Annotated in this window: 17 protein-coding genes; 2 read left to right on the top strand and 15 right to left on the bottom strand. The window is 62.2% G+C overall.

Annotated elements, in window-relative coordinates:
- Nucleotides 1–30 precede the first annotated feature (30 nt).
- The gene (mce, locus tag sphantq_RS16805; RefSeq protein WP_066602502.1) at nt 31–468 is read right to left on the bottom strand and encodes a methylmalonyl-CoA epimerase; all 438 of its coding nucleotides are present in this window, start codon (nt 466–468) and stop codon (nt 31–33) included.
- A gap of 114 nt (nt 469–582) precedes the next feature.
- Nucleotides 583–2,115 (bottom strand): acyl-CoA carboxylase subunit beta, encoded by a 1,533-nt coding sequence (locus tag sphantq_RS16800; RefSeq protein ID WP_272799046.1) that lies wholly within the window; start codon nt 2,113–2,115, stop codon nt 583–585.
- A gap of 125 nt (nt 2,116–2,240) precedes the next feature.
- On the opposite strand from sphantq_RS16800, the gene sphantq_RS16795 reads away from it, so the two are divergent.
- Nucleotides 2,241–3,656, top strand: a complete 1,416-nt coding sequence (locus tag sphantq_RS16795) for a helix-turn-helix domain-containing protein (protein ID WP_272799045.1) — start codon at nt 2,241–2,243, stop codon at nt 3,654–3,656.
- A gap of 262 nt (nt 3,657–3,918) precedes the next feature.
- Here sphantq_RS16795 and sphantq_RS16790 read toward each other — a convergent pair whose 3' ends face one another.
- Genes sphantq_RS16790 through sphantq_RS16735 form a run of 12 tightly spaced genes read right to left on the bottom strand, consistent with a single transcriptional unit; the run spans nt 3,919 to nt 13,442 of the window.
- Nucleotides 3,919–4,620, bottom strand: coding sequence for an alpha/beta fold hydrolase (locus tag sphantq_RS16790; protein WP_272799044.1), 702 nt, complete (start codon nt 4,618–4,620; stop codon nt 3,919–3,921).
- A 5-nt stretch (nt 4,621–4,625) separates the two neighbouring features.
- Complete coding sequence (gene pcaF / locus sphantq_RS16785; protein ID WP_272799043.1) at nt 4,626–5,831, bottom strand: 3-oxoadipyl-CoA thiolase; 1,206 nt, start codon at nt 5,829–5,831, stop codon at nt 4,626–4,628.
- Nucleotides 5,832–5,836: 5 nt separating this feature from the next.
- Nucleotides 5,837–6,607, bottom strand: coding sequence for a 3-oxoadipate enol-lactonase (gene pcaD / locus sphantq_RS16780; RefSeq protein WP_129926984.1), 771 nt, complete (start codon nt 6,605–6,607; stop codon nt 5,837–5,839).
- A gap of 2 nt (nt 6,608–6,609) precedes the next feature.
- A complete protein-coding gene (locus tag sphantq_RS16775; protein ID WP_066602518.1) occupies nt 6,610–6,927 on the bottom strand; it encodes a 2Fe-2S iron-sulfur cluster-binding protein in 318 nt (105 codons plus the stop codon).
- A gap of 15 nt (nt 6,928–6,942) precedes the next feature.
- On the bottom strand, nt 6,943–7,590 hold the full coding sequence (locus sphantq_RS16770) for a 3-oxoacid CoA-transferase subunit B (protein WP_272799042.1): 648 nt from the start codon (nt 7,588–7,590) through the stop codon (nt 6,943–6,945).
- Complete coding sequence (locus sphantq_RS16765; protein WP_129926986.1) at nt 7,590–8,297, bottom strand: CoA transferase subunit A; 708 nt, start codon at nt 8,295–8,297, stop codon at nt 7,590–7,592. Before sphantq_RS16765 ends, sphantq_RS16770 begins: the two co-directional genes overlap by 1 nt.
- Nucleotides 8,298–8,336: 39 nt before the next feature.
- A complete protein-coding gene (gene benD, locus sphantq_RS16760; protein WP_066602524.1) occupies nt 8,337–9,122 on the bottom strand; it encodes a benzoate diol dehydrogenase BenD in 786 nt (261 codons plus the stop codon).
- Between the two features lie 10 nt (nt 9,123–9,132).
- On the bottom strand, nt 9,133–9,648 hold the full coding sequence (gene benB / locus sphantq_RS16755; protein ID WP_272799041.1) for a benzoate 1,2-dioxygenase small subunit: 516 nt from the start codon (nt 9,646–9,648) through the stop codon (nt 9,133–9,135).
- Nucleotides 9,645–10,997, bottom strand: a complete 1,353-nt coding sequence (locus sphantq_RS16750) for a Rieske 2Fe-2S domain-containing protein (protein ID WP_272800255.1) — start codon at nt 10,995–10,997, stop codon at nt 9,645–9,647. The genes benB and sphantq_RS16750 overlap by 4 nt, the downstream gene beginning before the upstream one ends.
- Before the next feature lie 26 nt (nt 10,998–11,023).
- The gene (locus tag sphantq_RS16745; protein ID WP_129926988.1) at nt 11,024–11,950 is read right to left on the bottom strand and encodes a dioxygenase family protein; all 927 of its coding nucleotides are present in this window, start codon (nt 11,948–11,950) and stop codon (nt 11,024–11,026) included.
- 38 nt (nt 11,951–11,988) lie between these two features.
- The gene (gene catC, locus sphantq_RS16740; RefSeq protein ID WP_037511893.1) at nt 11,989–12,279 is read right to left on the bottom strand and encodes a muconolactone Delta-isomerase; all 291 of its coding nucleotides are present in this window, start codon (nt 12,277–12,279) and stop codon (nt 11,989–11,991) included.
- A gap of 5 nt (nt 12,280–12,284) precedes the next feature.
- Complete coding sequence (locus sphantq_RS16735; protein WP_272799040.1) at nt 12,285–13,442, bottom strand: muconate/chloromuconate family cycloisomerase; 1,158 nt, start codon at nt 13,440–13,442, stop codon at nt 12,285–12,287.
- A gap of 126 nt (nt 13,443–13,568) precedes the next feature.
- On the opposite strand from sphantq_RS16735, the gene sphantq_RS16730 reads away from it, so the two are divergent.
- Nucleotides 13,569–14,492, top strand: coding sequence for a LysR family transcriptional regulator (locus tag sphantq_RS16730; protein ID WP_272800254.1), 924 nt, complete (start codon nt 13,569–13,571; stop codon nt 14,490–14,492).
- A gap of 35 nt (nt 14,493–14,527) precedes the next feature.
- Here the strand turns inward: sphantq_RS16730 and sphantq_RS16725 are convergent, their stop codons facing one another.
- Nucleotides 14,528–15,304 carry an IclR family transcriptional regulator gene (locus sphantq_RS16725; RefSeq protein ID WP_272799039.1) on the bottom strand — a complete coding sequence of 259 codons (777 nt, stop codon included), beginning with the start codon at nt 15,302–15,304 and terminating at the stop codon, nt 14,528–14,530.
- Nucleotides 15,305–15,322: the final 18 nt, after the last annotated feature.

Here is a 15,322-nt window from a genome sequence, read left to right as displayed (position 1 = left end):
TTGCTGCATCCCCACAAAGGGGCGAGACGACTAATGCGCCTCCTTGGGCGTCTCCATAATCTCGGTCAGCACCCCGTTCATATCCTTGGGATGCACGAAGAAGATCGGCGTGCCGTGCGCCCCGATGCGCGGCTCGCCCAGCACCCGTTTACCCAGGCCTTCGAACCACGCCTTTGCCTCATGGATATCGGCCACTTCATAGCACATATGATGCTGCCCCCCGGCCGGGTTCTTGGCGATGAAGGCGGTGATCGGAGAGCTTGCGTCGAACGGCTCGATCAACTCGATCTGCGTCCCCGCGGTCCCATTCTCACCCGGCGTATCGACAAAACACACCTTCACCCCCTGCGCGGGCAAATCGAACGGTTCATGCGCGATCGTCGCGCCCATCACGTCACGATAATAAGCGATGCTCTTTTCAAGCGACGGCGTGGCGACACCGATATGATTGAGACGACCGAGTTTCATCTAGCGTTCCTAAACTTCGTCATTCCCGCGAAGGCAGGAATCTATCTCCCGCCCCATCCCAAGACGCGAGGCCCGGATATGAATCCCCGCCTTCGCGGGAATAACGGATCTTAGTTAAAGCGGAATATTGTCATGCTTCTTCCACGGATTCTCCAGGCTCTTGTTCTTGAGCTTCCGCAGGCCCAGCGCAATCCTCTTCCGCGTCGAATGCGGCTGGATCACCTCATCGATGAAGCCCTTGCTCGCCGCCACGAACGGGTTGGCGAAACGCCCTTCATATTCCGCCGTCCGCTCGGCGATCTCGTCCGCGGTTTTGCCCCGAAAGATGATTTCCACTGCCCCCTTCGCGCCCATCACCGCGATCTCGGCTGTCGGCCAGGCATAGTTCAAATCGCCGCGCAGATGCTTGGACGACATGACGTCATAGGCCCCGCCATAGGCCTTGCGGGTAATCAGCGTGATCTTGGGCACCGTCGCCTCGGCATAGGCGAACAGCAGTTTCGCGCCATGCTTGATGATGCCGCTATGTTCCTGCGCGGTGCCCGGCAGGAAGCCTGGCACATCGACAAAGGTCACGATCGGAATTTCGAACGCATCGCAGAAGCGCACGAAACGCGCCGCCTTCTTCGATGAATTAATGTCCAGCACGCCCGCCAGCACCATCGGCTGGTTGGCGATGATGCCCACCGTCTTGCCCTCGACCCGGCCGAACCCGCACAGGATATTCCCGGCATGCGCGGGTTGCACTTCGAAGAAATCACCCTCGTCCACCACCTTGCGGATCAACTCGTGCATGTCATAGGGCTGGTTGGCGTTGGCCGGGATCAGCGTATCCAGGCTCGGCTCGATCCGGTCCCATGCGTCCGCGCTCGGCCGCTCCGGCACTGGCTCGCGATTGGACGCGGGCAGGAAGTCCACGAAATCGCGCACCGCCAGCAGCGCCTCGATATCATTCTCGAACGCCACGTCCGCCACGCCGGACTTGGTCGTATGCGTCACCGCGCCGCCCAACTCCTCCTGCGTCACGACTTCGTTCGTCACCGTCTTGACCACATCGGGTCCGGTCACGAACATGAAGCTGCTGTCCTTCACCATGAAGATGAAGTCGGTCATCGCGGGCGAATAGACCGCCCCGCCCGCGCATGGCCCCATAATGACGCTGATCTGCGGCACCACGCCGCTGGCCAGCACATTGCGCTGAAAAATCTCGGCATAACCGGCGAGCGAAGCGACGCCTTCCTGAATCCGCGCGCCGCCGCTGTCGTTCAGGCCAATCACCGGCGCGCCGACCTTTAGCGCCATGTCCATGATCTTGCAGATTTTCATCGCGTGCCGTTCGGACACCGCGCCGCCATAGACGGTGAAGTCCTGGCTGAACACAAACACCAGCCGGCCGTTGATCGTGCCCGATCCAGTGACGACGCCATCGCCCGGAATATGCTGTTCGTTCATGCCGAAATCGACGCAATTATGCTCGACATACATGTCCAGCTCTTCGAAGCTGTCCTCGTCCAGCAGCACGTCCAGCCGTTCGCGCGCGGTCAGCTTGCCTTTCCCATGCTGCGCGTCGATGCGGCGCTGGCCGCCGCCCATGCGCGCGCCTTCGCGCTTGGCTTCCAACTGTTCGATAATGGCGAGCTTCGACATGCGGGCATCTCTCCAGATTTGCGGCAATAACCGCCTTGAACCACCCCTAAGCGGGCTTTCCCTTTTTTCGCAAATGCAAATTTGCTAAATTGCAAATCACGACTTCGCAAATTACGGTGCGGTTTATGGCACGCGGCAACCGTATCTTCGCAGGCCCGCGCCTGCGCCAACTGCGCCTAGACCATCGGATGGACCAGGCGATGATGGCGCAGGCGCTGGGCATATCCGTATCCTATCTTTCGCAGATGGAAAATGACGATCGCCCCCTGACCGCCAAGGTCAAAGCCGCGCTCGCCAGCGCCTTCCCCACCGACTGGGCCAGTTTCGACAGCCGCGAGGATGAGCAGCTCTTGGGCGCATTCACATATGCGCTCGCCCATCCCGAACTGCCCGGCAACCAGATGGAGCCGGAGCGGATCGAGAAGCTGCACCTGCAATTCCCCGAATTCGCCGCCCGCTACGTCGATCTCTACAATGCCCATATGCGCGCCAACGAACGCATCAACATGATCGAGGAGGCGATCGCCAACGATCACGAGGTGCAGGCCCGCCTCCCCTGGGAAGCCGCGCGCGACTGGTTTCACGAAGCCGGAAACTATGTCCACAGCATCGACTGCCTGGCCGAAGACATGGCCGAAAGCTTCACCGCCGGGCAATCCCTGGACGAAGGCATGTTGGTGGAGGCGCTGGCCCGCCGCCACGGCATCGAAACGCTGATCGCCGACACTCCCGGCTCCTCGTTGCGCAGCTACACCCGCGCAGACAAGCGCCTATTCGTCAACGCCGCGCTGCCGACCGAAAGCCGCAAATTCATGCTCTCCCACCAGTTGCTGATGCTGGAGGGGCAGGCGGTGATCGCCGATGTCGTCAACAAGGCCGCGCTGCCTGTTCCCGGCGCCGACCGCCTGCTGGCGATCGGCCTGGGCAATTACGCTGCGGGCGCGCTGCTCATGCCCTACGCCCCCTTTCGGGAAGCGGCGCGGACGATGCGCCACGATATAGATCGGCTCGCCCGCACCTTCGGCGTCAGCTTCGAACAGGCCTGCCATCGCCTGTCCACCCTGCAACGACCCGGCCTGCGCGGCATCCCCTTCTTCTTCTGCCGCGTCGACATGGCTGGCAACATCACCAAACGGCACAGCGCCACCCGCCTGCAATTCGCCCGCTTCGGCGGCGCCTGCCCCCTATGGAACGTGCATGAAGCCGTGGCCGTGCCGGATCGCATCAACGTGCAACTGGGCGAGACCCCGGACGGCGTGCGCTACGTATCGATGGCGAAGGGGCTGGTGAAGCCTTCGGGTAGCTACAAGCGCACCCCGCGCCGCTACGCCGTGGTGCTGGGCTGCGAAGTCGCCCACGCCGCCAACTTCGTCTATGCCGACGGCCTGCATTTACAGGAGGAAGGCGCCGCCACCCCCATCGGCATCACCTGCCGCCTCTGCCCCCGCCAAAGCTGCGACCAGCGCGCCTTCCCGCCTGCGGACCGACCGATCCATGTGGACCCGGACAACCGCCAGATCGTGCCTTATTGGATCGGGTGAGAAGGTAATTATCTAACTGCATATCCCAAATAGAATATCCTTTGTAGCCCCCCACGATGAGGGATCAAAGACTGGCGCATGTGAAATTGCGGACCAAGCATAACGGCAGGCTCGACATTCAAAATGCCAAATCCTCGCGAGTTGCCAGAAAATGTTGCGTTCCCGGAATATCGCGCAGATCGTCAGCGCCATAGCCCCGCCCATTTTCCAAAATATGCACCATCAGTTTTCCAATCGTTCACGATCGCGTTAGCGGCAGGATTCACATAGGCAATGCGAGCCATTCCTCGATAGCCAGGTTCAGCGCGTCCCCAGCCTCCACGGGAAGCATATGGCCTGCGCCCGCGACAATGCGGAGAGTCGATCCCGATATCTTGCCTGCAATATCGCGATGTTGGGTGGGCGGGCTCCACACATCGTCCCTGCCGACCGCAACGAGCACCGGGCAGTGTATCGTTGGCAGGAGAGATTCGACCTCCGGGCGTGCGAGCAGCGCCTGGATCTGGGCATCGAAAACCGGCACGCCCTGGTCGATCGCCATCGTACGAAGTGGCGTCATAAATGCCTGATCGGTGACGCGCCCCGACGCTACCATCGGTGGGAGCCAGCGATCCACCAACGCTGCCATTCCCGCACTTCGCCCCAGCTCAAGCAAGGCATGACGCTTGGCTGCTTCGCCCGGCTGCACCCCGTGAATACCCGTGCTGACCAACGCGAGCCGTTCCACCCGTTCAGGCACGGCGCGATAGACTTCCAGCGCGACCCGCGCCCCCATCGAATGACCAAGTAGCGCCATGCGCGGTGGCGCAACGTCGATGACGTGCCTGGCCATTTCCTCGATCGAGCGCCGCGCGCCAAATCCATCGATCACCAGCGCGCCGTCGAAACGGGCCTGTTGCGGCGAAAATATCCGGCCATCGCACAGGAGGCCAGGCAAGAAAGTGAGACGTTCAAAATCGACCATGTCGTTCACCTCATATTTTCAACCAACAGCGCGAGGCCCTGCCCCACGCCGATGCACATGAAGGCCAGGGCATAGCGCCCGCCGGTCCGCTGCAATTCCTCCACCGCCGACAGAGCGATGCGCGCGCCCGACATGCCCAGCGGATGACCGAGCGCGATGGCGCCGCCATTGGGATTGACGCGCGGGTCGAATGGATCGACGCCCAGGTCGCGCAGCGTGGCGATCGCCTGGCTGGCGAAGGCTTCGTTGAGTTCGATCACGTCGATCTGGTCGATGGCAAGGCCGGTGCGCGTCAGCAGCTTGCGCGCCGCCTCGATCGGGCCAGCGCCCATGATCCGGGGCGCGATACCGGCCGCCGCCATGCCGATGACGCGGGCGCGCGGCGTCAGTCCGTGCGCAGCCGCTGCCGCTTCCGATGCGACCAGCATCGCCGCAGCGCCGTCGTTCAGGCCCGACGCATTGCCCGCCGTCACCGTACCGTCCGGCTTCACCACCGGCTTGAGCTTCGCCAGCGCCTCCAGGCTGGTCGCGCGCAAATGCTCGTCCGCGTCGAACAGGAGCGGATCACCCTTGCGCTGGGGAATGGAAACCGAGACGATTTCAGCGCTGAAGCGGCCGCTCGCCTGCGCGCGCGCCGCCTTTTCCTGGCTGGCCAGCGCGAAACGATCCTGCTCCTCGCGGCTCACCTGCCATTGTTCGGCGACATTTTCGCCCGTCTGCGGCATGGTGTCGACACCATAGGCGGCCTTCATCGCGGGATTGACGAAGCGCCAGCCCAGCGTCGTATCCTCGATCTTCTGGTCGCGGCCAAAGGCGCTGCCGGCCTTGCCCAGAACATAGGGTGCGCGCGTCATGCTCTCCACCCCGCCGGCAATCATGAAGTCGGCGTCGCCGCTGCGGATCGCCTGCGCCGCCATGCCCAGGGCATTGAGGCCGGAACTGCACAGGCGGTTGACGGTAACGGCCGGCGCGCCATCGGGCATTCCCGCCAGCAAGACCGCCATGCGCGCGACGTTGCGATTATCCTCGCCCGCCTGATTGGCGCAGCCCAGAATGACGTCGTCGAGCGCCGACCAGTCGGCCCCGGCATTGCGCTCCATCAACGCCTTAAGCGGCAGCGCGGCCAGATCGTCGGCCCGCACGGTGGCGAGCGATCCATTGAGCTTGCCGATCGGCGTGCGGATGGCGTCGCAGATGAAGGCGTGGGCCATATATGTCAGCTTTCCAGGAAAGAGAGGATGGCGCCCGCCAGCGCGTCAGGCGCTTCGAGCGGGGCCAGATGTGCGGCTTCCAGCGCGACATGCGTCGCGCCGGGGATGCGTGCGAGCAGATGCTCGCCATGCCCCGTAAAGGGCGTCGATGTGTCGCGGGCGCCCGTGACGATCAATGTCGGGCAGGTGATACCGCCGATCCGGTCGGCCAGGTCCATGTCGCGGATCGCCGCGCCGCAACCGGCATAGCCCTGCGCGTTCATGGTCAAAAGCTGGCGGCGAACGGCGTCATAGATGGCGGGTTCGGCGGCGTCGGACAGGAAACGTCCCATGGCGAGGTCGGCAATGGCCGCCATACCCTCAGTCCGCACCTTGGCGATGCGGTCGTTCCACGACGCTGCGTCCATCGTCGCGGAGGTGCAGATGGGTAGCAGCCTTTCGACCCGCGCGGGTGCACGCAACGCCGCTTCCATGCCGATCATCCCGCCCAGCGAGACGCCAGCGATCGAGAATCGCTCGATCCCGGCGGCGTCCGCGACCGCCAGCACATCGTCGGCCAGCATCGCCATCGCATAGTCGCCCGGATCGGCGGTCGAGGCGCCATGACCGCGCGTGTCGAGGCGCAACACGGCGAAATGTGCGCGCAGGCGGGGCAGCAGCGCGTCCCACAAATCCATGCCGGTGCCGATGGAATTGAGCAGGACCAGCGCGGGGGCATCATCCCGCCCGTCGCGCTTCCAGTAGAGACTGGCGCCGGGACGCTGGGTGAATGCCATAGTCAATCCTCCGGCGCGATGGCGACGCGCAGGCCGTCGAGGTTGGCGGTCATCATGATCTGGCAGGACAGGCGCGACCCTGCCGCACGATGGTCGGAGGAATCGAGCAGGTCATCCTCGTCCCCGATCGCCGCGCCGACCGGGCCGCGCCAGTCCTCCTCCACGAAAACATGGCAGGTCGCGCAGGAACAACAGCCCCCGCACAGAGCAAGCAATTCATCGACACCATTGTCGCGGATGGCTTCCATTACGGAAATGCCCTCGCCCGCATCGATAGTCTTTTCGTCTCCCGAACGGTCGACGACGATCAGCTTTGGCACGTCAAAAATCCTGTCTTAGGCGGCTTCAAGCGCCACGAGCGGGGCGCCGGTCTTTGCGATCACTTCGGCTTCGCTGACGCCAGGCGCGAGTTCGACAAGCGTCAGCCCGCCCCGCGCACGATCGACCGCGATCACGGCAAGGTCGGTGATGATCAGGTCGACCACCGCCTTGCCGGTCAGCGGCAACGAGCAGGCCGGCAGGATCTTGGGGCTGCCATTTTTCGACACATGGTCCATCACCACGACCACGCGCTTGACCCCCGCGACAAGATCCATCGCACCGCCCATGCCCTTCACCATCTTGCCCGGTATGGTCCAGTTGGCCAGGTCACCATTGGCGGCCACTTCCATCGCGCCCAGCACCGCCATGTCGATATGGCCGCCGCGGATCATCGCGAAACTGTCGGCGGAGGAGAAGAAGCTGGATGTCGGCAGCGCGGTAATGGTCTGCTTGCCCGCATTGATCAGGTCGGGATCGGCCTCATCCGCATAGGGAAACGGCCCGATCCCCAACATGCCATTCTCGCTCTGCAGCGTGACGTTGACGCCATTGGGCACATGGTTGGCCACGAGCGTAGGGATTCCGATGCCCAGGTTGACATAATAGCCGTCGCGCAGTTCCTGCGCCGCGCGCGCCGCCATCTGGTCGCGGGTCCAGCCCATTATGCAGCCTCCCTTTCGCGCAGGGTAAGCTTCTCGATCCGCTTCTCGTTGATCGTGCTCAGCACGATACGGTCCACATAGATGCCGGGCGTGTGGACGGCGTCTGGATCGAAGCTGCCAGCGGGCACGATTTCCTCGACCTCGACCACCGTCACCTTGCCAGCGGTCGCCATGTTCGGGTTGAAATTGCGCGCGGTCTTGCGGAACATCAGGTTCCCCGCCGGGTCGGCCCGCCATGCCTTGATAATCGAAAGATCCGCGCGCAGCCAGGTTTCGCGCACATAATCCTCGCCCTCGAAAGTCTCGACCGGCTTCCCCTCTGCGACGACCGTGCCCACGCCGGTCTTGGTGTAGAAGGCCGGGATGCCTGCGCCGCCCGCCCGGATACGCTCGGCCAGCGTGCCCTGCGGGTTCAATTCCAGGTCCAGTTCGCCCGACAGATACTGGCTTTCGAACAGCTTATTCTCCCCCACATAGGAGGAGATCATCTTTTTAACCTGGCGGCTTTCCAGCAGCATCCACAGACCAAATCCGTCCGCGCCCGCATTGTTGGAAATGACGGTCAGGCCCTTCACGCCGCTGGCGCGGATTTCCGGGATCAGGCTTTCGGGATTGCCCGACAGGCCAAAGCCCCCCGACATGATCGTCATGCCGTCGAACAGCAGGCCGTCCAGGGCCGCCATGGGGCTGTCATATATTTTCTGCATGTTACTGGTCCTTCAACCGATATCCCCACCCGCGGATTTTTACCCTATGTCGCCTCCGGCGACGGGCAGAACCGATCCGGTGATGTAGCTGGCCTCGGCCGATGCGAGGAACAGGATGGGTGCGATCTGCTCGTCCAGCGTGCCGTAGCGCTTCATGAACGCCGACGCCGTCACCTGATCCACCGCCTCGGCCATCCACGCCTGCTCCTGCGCGGTGTCGCCCTGCGCATTGCGCGGCACGCGACGCGGCGGCGCCTGCGTCCCGCCCGGCGCCGTGGCGACGACGCGGATCCCGCTTTGCGCATATTCCATCGCCAGCGCCTGGGTCAGGCCATTAATGCCGCCCTTCGCCGCCGAATAGGGCACCCGGCGAATGCCGCGCGTGGCGTTGGAGGAGAGGTTGACGATGGTGCCGGCGCCCTGATCCAGCATGGTAGGTAATGCCGCATGACAGCAATAGAGCGTAGGCATCAGCGACCGGCGAATTTCCGCGTCAATTTGTTCCGGCGCGAAAGCGGCATAGGGCCGCATACGGATCGCCCCGCCGACATTGTTGATCAGTATGTCGATGCGCCCGAAAGCGTCGATCGCACCCACCATGGCCTGCGCCGCACCCGCATAGGTTTCAAGGTCGCATTGAACCGCAACCGCCTTGCCACCCCCAACGACGATGGCCTGGGCGACCTCGGTCACGAATTCGGCCCGGTCGGCCAGCACGACATGGGCGCCTTCCGCCGCCGCGCGGGTCGCCACGCCCGCGCCGATGCCCTGCGCCGCGCCGGTCACGACCATCACCTTGTTCGCGAAACGTCCGTGGAAAATCATCGATCGGCCCTCAGACATGATAGACGTCGATCACCTGGTGAATATAATCATCCTTCAAGACGATCTTTTTCTTCAGGATTTTCAGCGTTCCGGCAGCGGTATCGAGCGTTACGAACGTCGTCCCGAAAAACTGCTGCGTCTGCTGGTAGCGGTGGCTCAACGTATGCCAGTTGTAGCGCAGGTCGATCGCATCCGCGGGCGTTTCCATGACCTCGATATTGGCGATGAAATGCGAAGTGCGCGCTTCGGGCGTGCTGGCCGACGACCGCTCGGTCTTCAACCGATATACGCGGTCTTCCAGTCCCTTGCGATTGCCATAATAGATCAGCGATATTTCGCTGTGCGGGTCGGTGGTCAGCGTATCGTCGTCGGTCCAGGCAGGCATCCAATATTCGCACTGCTCCGAATAGCAGTCCAGCCATTCATCAAGCTCGCGATCGTCGAGCAATCGTGCCTCGCGATACAGGAAGGCGCAGATGTCCTGATAGGACAGCGCAGCGCGCTCCTTGTCGAGAACCAGTGTCATTCCGCTGCCTCCATCATCGGTGCCGCACCTTCATCCTTGGCCATGCCGTCGAGCATGATCTGCGCCCAGAATTCATGCTGGCGCACGAACAGGCCTTCATCTTCGCTGCGTTCGCTCGACAGCAGCGGGTTCATGCCCATCGCGGTCGCATTGGCGTCCGGCCCCGCGATCCAGCGGGTCGCGCCGCGGCTCAGGTCGTTCCACAATTCGCCCGCGCCCTCATAGGCCGACTGACAGCTGCGAAATTCCTCCAGATCGTCGGGCGTGCCCATGCCGGTGACGTTGAAGAAATCCTCATATTGGCGGATGCGATGCGCCCGCACCTGCGCGCTTTCACCCTTGGGCGCGTAGCAATAGATGGTGACTTCGGTGGTATGTACGTCGATCGGCCGCACCACGCGGATCTGCGTGGAAAACTGGTCCATCAGGAACACATTGGGATAGAGCGCCAGATTGCGCGTCTGTTCCAGAATGAATTTCGCCTTGTCCGCGCCCAGGCGATCGACGAGATCGTCCTTGAGATCCCAGACCGGGCGTACTTCAGGGTTCAGCACCTGCGTCCATAGCAGGATATGTCCATGTTCGAAGCCATAGACACCACTCGCCGGCGCCTTCGACCAGCCATTCGCGTCGACCGCCTTGGTACCGCCTTCGGCGCGGCGGCCCATGGTCGACTGGTAATTTTCATGGACCGAGCTGACATGATAGCCGTCGCAGCCATTTTCCATCTGCATCTTCCAGTTGCCATGGAAGGTGTAGGTCGAATTGCCGGTCAGCACCTCCAGCCCTTCGGGCGCCTGATCGACCATCTGGTCGATGATGACCTTCGCCTCGCCCAGATGATCCTCCAGCGGCAGGACATCATGATTGAGCGACCCGAAGATGAAGCCGCGATAGCTTTCCACCCGCACCATGGTCAGGTCGTGCGACCCCTCATGGTCGAAACTGTCAGGATAAGCCCCGGTGCTGGCGTCCTTGGCCTTGAGCAGCTTACCGTTGGTCTTGAAGCTCCAGCCGTGGAAGGGGCACACGAACAGGGGCTGGTTGCCCCGCTTCCGGCGGCACAGCTTTGCCCCGCGATGCGCGCAGGCGTTGACCACGCAATTGAGGCCGCCATCCTTGGCCCGCGTCAGGATCACCGGGGTGTGACCGATCCAGGTGGTGAAATAGTCGTTCTTCTTCTCGACCTGGCTTTCATGGGCCAGATAGACCCAATTGCTCTCGAAGATATATTTCATCTCAAGATCGAACAGTTCGGGGTCGGTGAAAACGTCGCGGCGGCAGCGGAAAATGCCGGTTTCCGGATCGTCCACGACCGCGGTTTCAACACGGTCGCGCAGGAACGCCATGGGGCTGGTCATCATCCTCTCTCCTCTCAGGCCGGTTCTGCGACAGGTTCGACACTATCCACCACCAGGCGCTTGCGGGTCGAGAAGGCCTCATCGCCGTCATCGTCCGCACGCTGCAGATGGAAATCGAAGGCGATATGCGCGCTGTCGCCCTGACGGTTGGGCACCGGCAGCAGCCCTTCGCGGGTGCCGAAGGCGAAATCGTCGGCGGCGAATGGATCATCGCCGAAATTGATCTGCGTGGTCAGGCGGCGATAGCCCGGTGCCTCGATGAAGAAATGCACATGGGCGGGGCGATTGCCGTGCCGGCCGAGCGCCTTCATCAGCGTGTCGGATGCGCCGCCCGGCGGCACCGAATAGCCGCTCGGCATCTTCGACGAGAAGGCATAGGTGCCGTCAGCCGCGATCTTCAACCGGCGCCGGTTGTTGAACGGCGTCTGCATGTGGGTCGGGTCGAAATGCGAATAGAAGCCGTGCGAGTCCGCATGCCAGACATGAACCAGCCCGTCGGTCACCGCCTCGCCATCCGGGCCGATGATGCGGCCGGTCATGTAGAGCGTATCAGTATCGTCGGCATCATCGGTCAGATAAGCGCCGCTCTCGACGATCGGCGCACCCTCGACATAGAGTGGCCCTTCGATCGTGCGCGGCGTGCCACCCGACTTGCCCGCTTCGGCATCCTTGGCGTCCATGTAGAGATCGATGAAATGCTCCAGGCCAACGCCAGGCATCAACAGGCCCAGTTCGCCAGCGCCGGCCGCGCCCTGCAGGAAGCTGACAGCGTTCCACACCTCGTCCTCGCTGACATCATAGCGGGCGATGATAGTCATGCAGGATTCGATCAGATCGCGCATGATGCCTTTCATGCGGGCGTCGCCGCTGTCCGACTCCAGGCCCGCGACACGGTCGAGCAGGTTCTGGATTTCCGGTGTTTTTACGAAGCTGATACCCATATTCTTCTCTCCTAAGCTATGCGGTCTGTGTCGGACGATCAGCGATCATCCTCATGGATCGAGGAAGGATGGCGGCAGAGCGGCGTGATCTTCATCGTCATGAAGGGGTAGAGCGGCAGCGCCATCAGCGTGTCGTGCAGGGCGGCATTGCTCTCGACATCGAAGATCGAGACGTTGGAATAGAGGCCGACCTTGCGCCAGATATGGCGCCAGGTGCCGGCGGCCTGCAGCGTCTGAAAATAGGCCTTTTCCGCCGCCTTGATCCGGGCGGCTTCCGCCGCATCGAAATCCAGCGGGATATTGACGTCCATTTCGACCATGAACAGCATGGGTTTCAGGCTCCTGCGGTAACGGCGTGCAGAATGGGCGACGTGCGGTCGCGCCGGAAGAAGGCGAGCTTGTCCTCGTCAAATGCGATGCCCAGACCCGCCCCGGTCGGAACCGCGAGCGAGAAATCGGCATAGCCAAGCGGTTCGCGCAATATGTCCTCGGTCTGGAGCAGCGGGCCGAATAATTCGGTGCCCCATGCCAGGTCGGGCAGCGTCGCAAAGACATGCGCCGACGCGACCGTGCCGACCCCGCCCTCCAGCATCGTACCGCCATAAAGACCGATACCCGCCGCCGTACCGATCGCGGCTACGTCGGCCGTAGCGAACAGGCCTCCCGACTGGGCGATCTTGAGCGCGAAGACGCTGGCGGCATGGGCAGAAGCGATCCGCATCGCACTGCGCGGGCCATTCAATGCCTCGTCCGCCATCAGCGGTATCGGCTGCCCTTTGGACAGGCGCGCCATGGCGGCGATCGCGTCGCCAGCGATAGGCTGTTCGACCAGATCGCAGCCGACATCATGCAGCATGGCCATGCCGATCCTGGCCTGCGCCTCCGTCCAGTTCTGGTTGACATCGACGCGCACGCTGGCGCGGTCGCCCAGCGCCTTGCAGATGGCGCCAACATGGGCGACGTCGTCGCGCACTTCGCGCTTTCCGATCTTCAGCTTGAAGATGCGATGGCGCCGGCGATCGAGCATCTCCTCGCCCTCGGCAATGTCGCGCGCGGTGTCGCCGCTGGCCAGTGTCCAGGCGACGGGCAGGCTGTCGCGCACCCGGCCACCACCGATCAACTCTGACACGGGAACGCCCAGCCGTTTGCCGGCCATGTCGAGCAGTGCCGTTTCGACCGCGCATTTGGCGAAATGGTTACCCCTCACCGATTTTTCGACCTTGGCCATCGTTGCGGCGACGCAGGCGATGTCGCAGCGTCTCAAGATAGGCAGGATATAGGTGTCTATCGCGGACTTGATACTTTCCGGGCTTTCTTCGCCATAGCTCAGACCGCCGATCGTTGTGCCTTCGCCTACGCCGTCGACCCCATCGGCGTCCACCAGGCGCACAATCACCATCGTCTGTGCGTGCATGGTCGCCATCGCCAGCACATGTGGTCGGATCGTCGGTACATCAACAATGAAGGTATCGGCATGATCCAGCATCGCCATGACGGTCACTCTCCCGCATATTCAGACCCGCTTGTCTGGGTTTCCGACACTTTGCCTACCGCTTTCGCCTTGCAAGTTCAAAGATCAATGCGGTACTATGTTCATACCCTGGAGGTATGATCGATGCTGGATTTGCGCCTTCTTCGTTATTTTGTCGCCATCGCGGATGAAGGAAATTTCAACCGTGCTGCGGCCCGGCTCCATATCGCGCAGCCACCCCTTTCCCGCGCCATTCAGCAACTGGAAAGCCATTTGGGATCCACCCTACTGGACCGATCAACCCGGCCCTTGCGGCTGACCGCCGCGGGCAAACTGCTTTATGTCCAGGCATTGCAGATGCTGTCCCGGATGGACGACATGGAAATGATGATGAAGGCTGCTGCGACGAGCAAGCGCCGACAACTTGTTATCGGCTTCGTGGCATCGACCATCTATGCCCGCCTGCCCGAACTGATCCGCGAATATCGCAAGGCAGCCGAAAATGTCGAGCTGGTCATGGTGGAAAGCACGACGCTGGAACAGATTACAGCATTGAAGGAAGGGCGGATCGACGTAGGGTTCGGGCGAATTCGCTTTGACGATCCTGCCGTCCGACGGATCGTCTTGCGCAATGAGCAATTGATCGCCGCCTTTCCGATCGACCATCCGCTTGCCAGGCAGAGCGGCCCGGTATCCATTCGCGAACTGGCCCGCGAACCGCAAATCATCTATCCGCGCCAACCAAGGCCCAGTTATGCAGACCAGGTGATCTCGCTGTTCCGCGACCATGCCGTCGAACCCCGGATCGCGCATGAAGCGCGCGAGTTGCAGATTGCGATCGGTCTCGTCGCCGCCGAGGAAGGAATGGCAATCGTGCCGGAGTCCGTCCGCCGCGCGCGCAGCCACGATGTCGCCTATCGAGAATTGGTCGAGCCCGTCACATCGCCCATTATCATGAGCCATCGCTTTGGCGACCACTCACCAGAAATTGCCGTTCTGACGGAAGTCGTCGCCAGGAAATATGCGGAGTGGGGATATGCGCGCCCCACAGCGATACATGATTTTGATTGATTACAATAGGTTGCAGACCCGATTATTCAGGAACCCTACTCATATTCGCATGTGTCTGCCGGAATGATCGTCGCCCGGATCGCGATAGTAGCCTCGATCGCTTTACGCGCATTTATCAGCGCTTCGATTGTTGCCGCCTGATCAGGCCGCGACTGTTCCATGACAAGGGACAGGCTGCCTTCAAGCGACTGATCGGCGCGAAATACCGGCACGGCGATACCTCTTTTCCCTTCGTCAATCTCGCCTTCCGTGACGGCGAAGCCCTGCTGGCGGATTTGACGCAATCTGGCGCGAAGATCCGGGTCCACAGGTCGCTGATCCGAGCTGGCCTGCCCCTGCGTCAAACCGGGAAGCCCCCGCATCATTTTCGCATTGATGTTGGCCAGGATCACTTTCGATGCGGCGCCGCGATCCAGAGGCATGGGGCGGCCCCTTTGATAACTGACGCCACCCAATGTCCCGACTTCTTCCTGGTGAACGCAGATGACCTTATCATGGTAGAGCCGAGCGAGCATGACGACTGCGTTGCCACCGATAACGGCGGCCAGCCGCGCCATTTCCGGCTGAGCAGCCGTAATGAAGGGATCGTTCAGTCGCAACTGGCGATCCAGCTGGATAATGGCCGGCCCAAGGACGTATCGGCCAGCAGCATAGGCGACGATGAGTTCGGACTTCGACAGGCTGCGAAAATAACGATAGGCGGTACTGACCGGGAGTTGCAAAGCATCTGCCGCCTCTTCCACCGTCCATTCCGCCTGATCGCCGCTGAAAAGGTCGAGCACGCCCAAGACTCGATCGGCAGTCGCCGCCATTATGCCATGCCCCGCATC

The sequence above is a fragment of the Sphingobium sp. AntQ-1 genome (genome assembly GCF_028538045.1).
GTDB lineage: Bacteria > Pseudomonadota > Alphaproteobacteria > Sphingomonadales > Sphingomonadaceae > Sphingobium > Sphingobium cupriresistens.
Note: the sequence above shows the minus strand (reverse complement) of the source record. Positions and strands in the feature narration are given on the sequence as shown.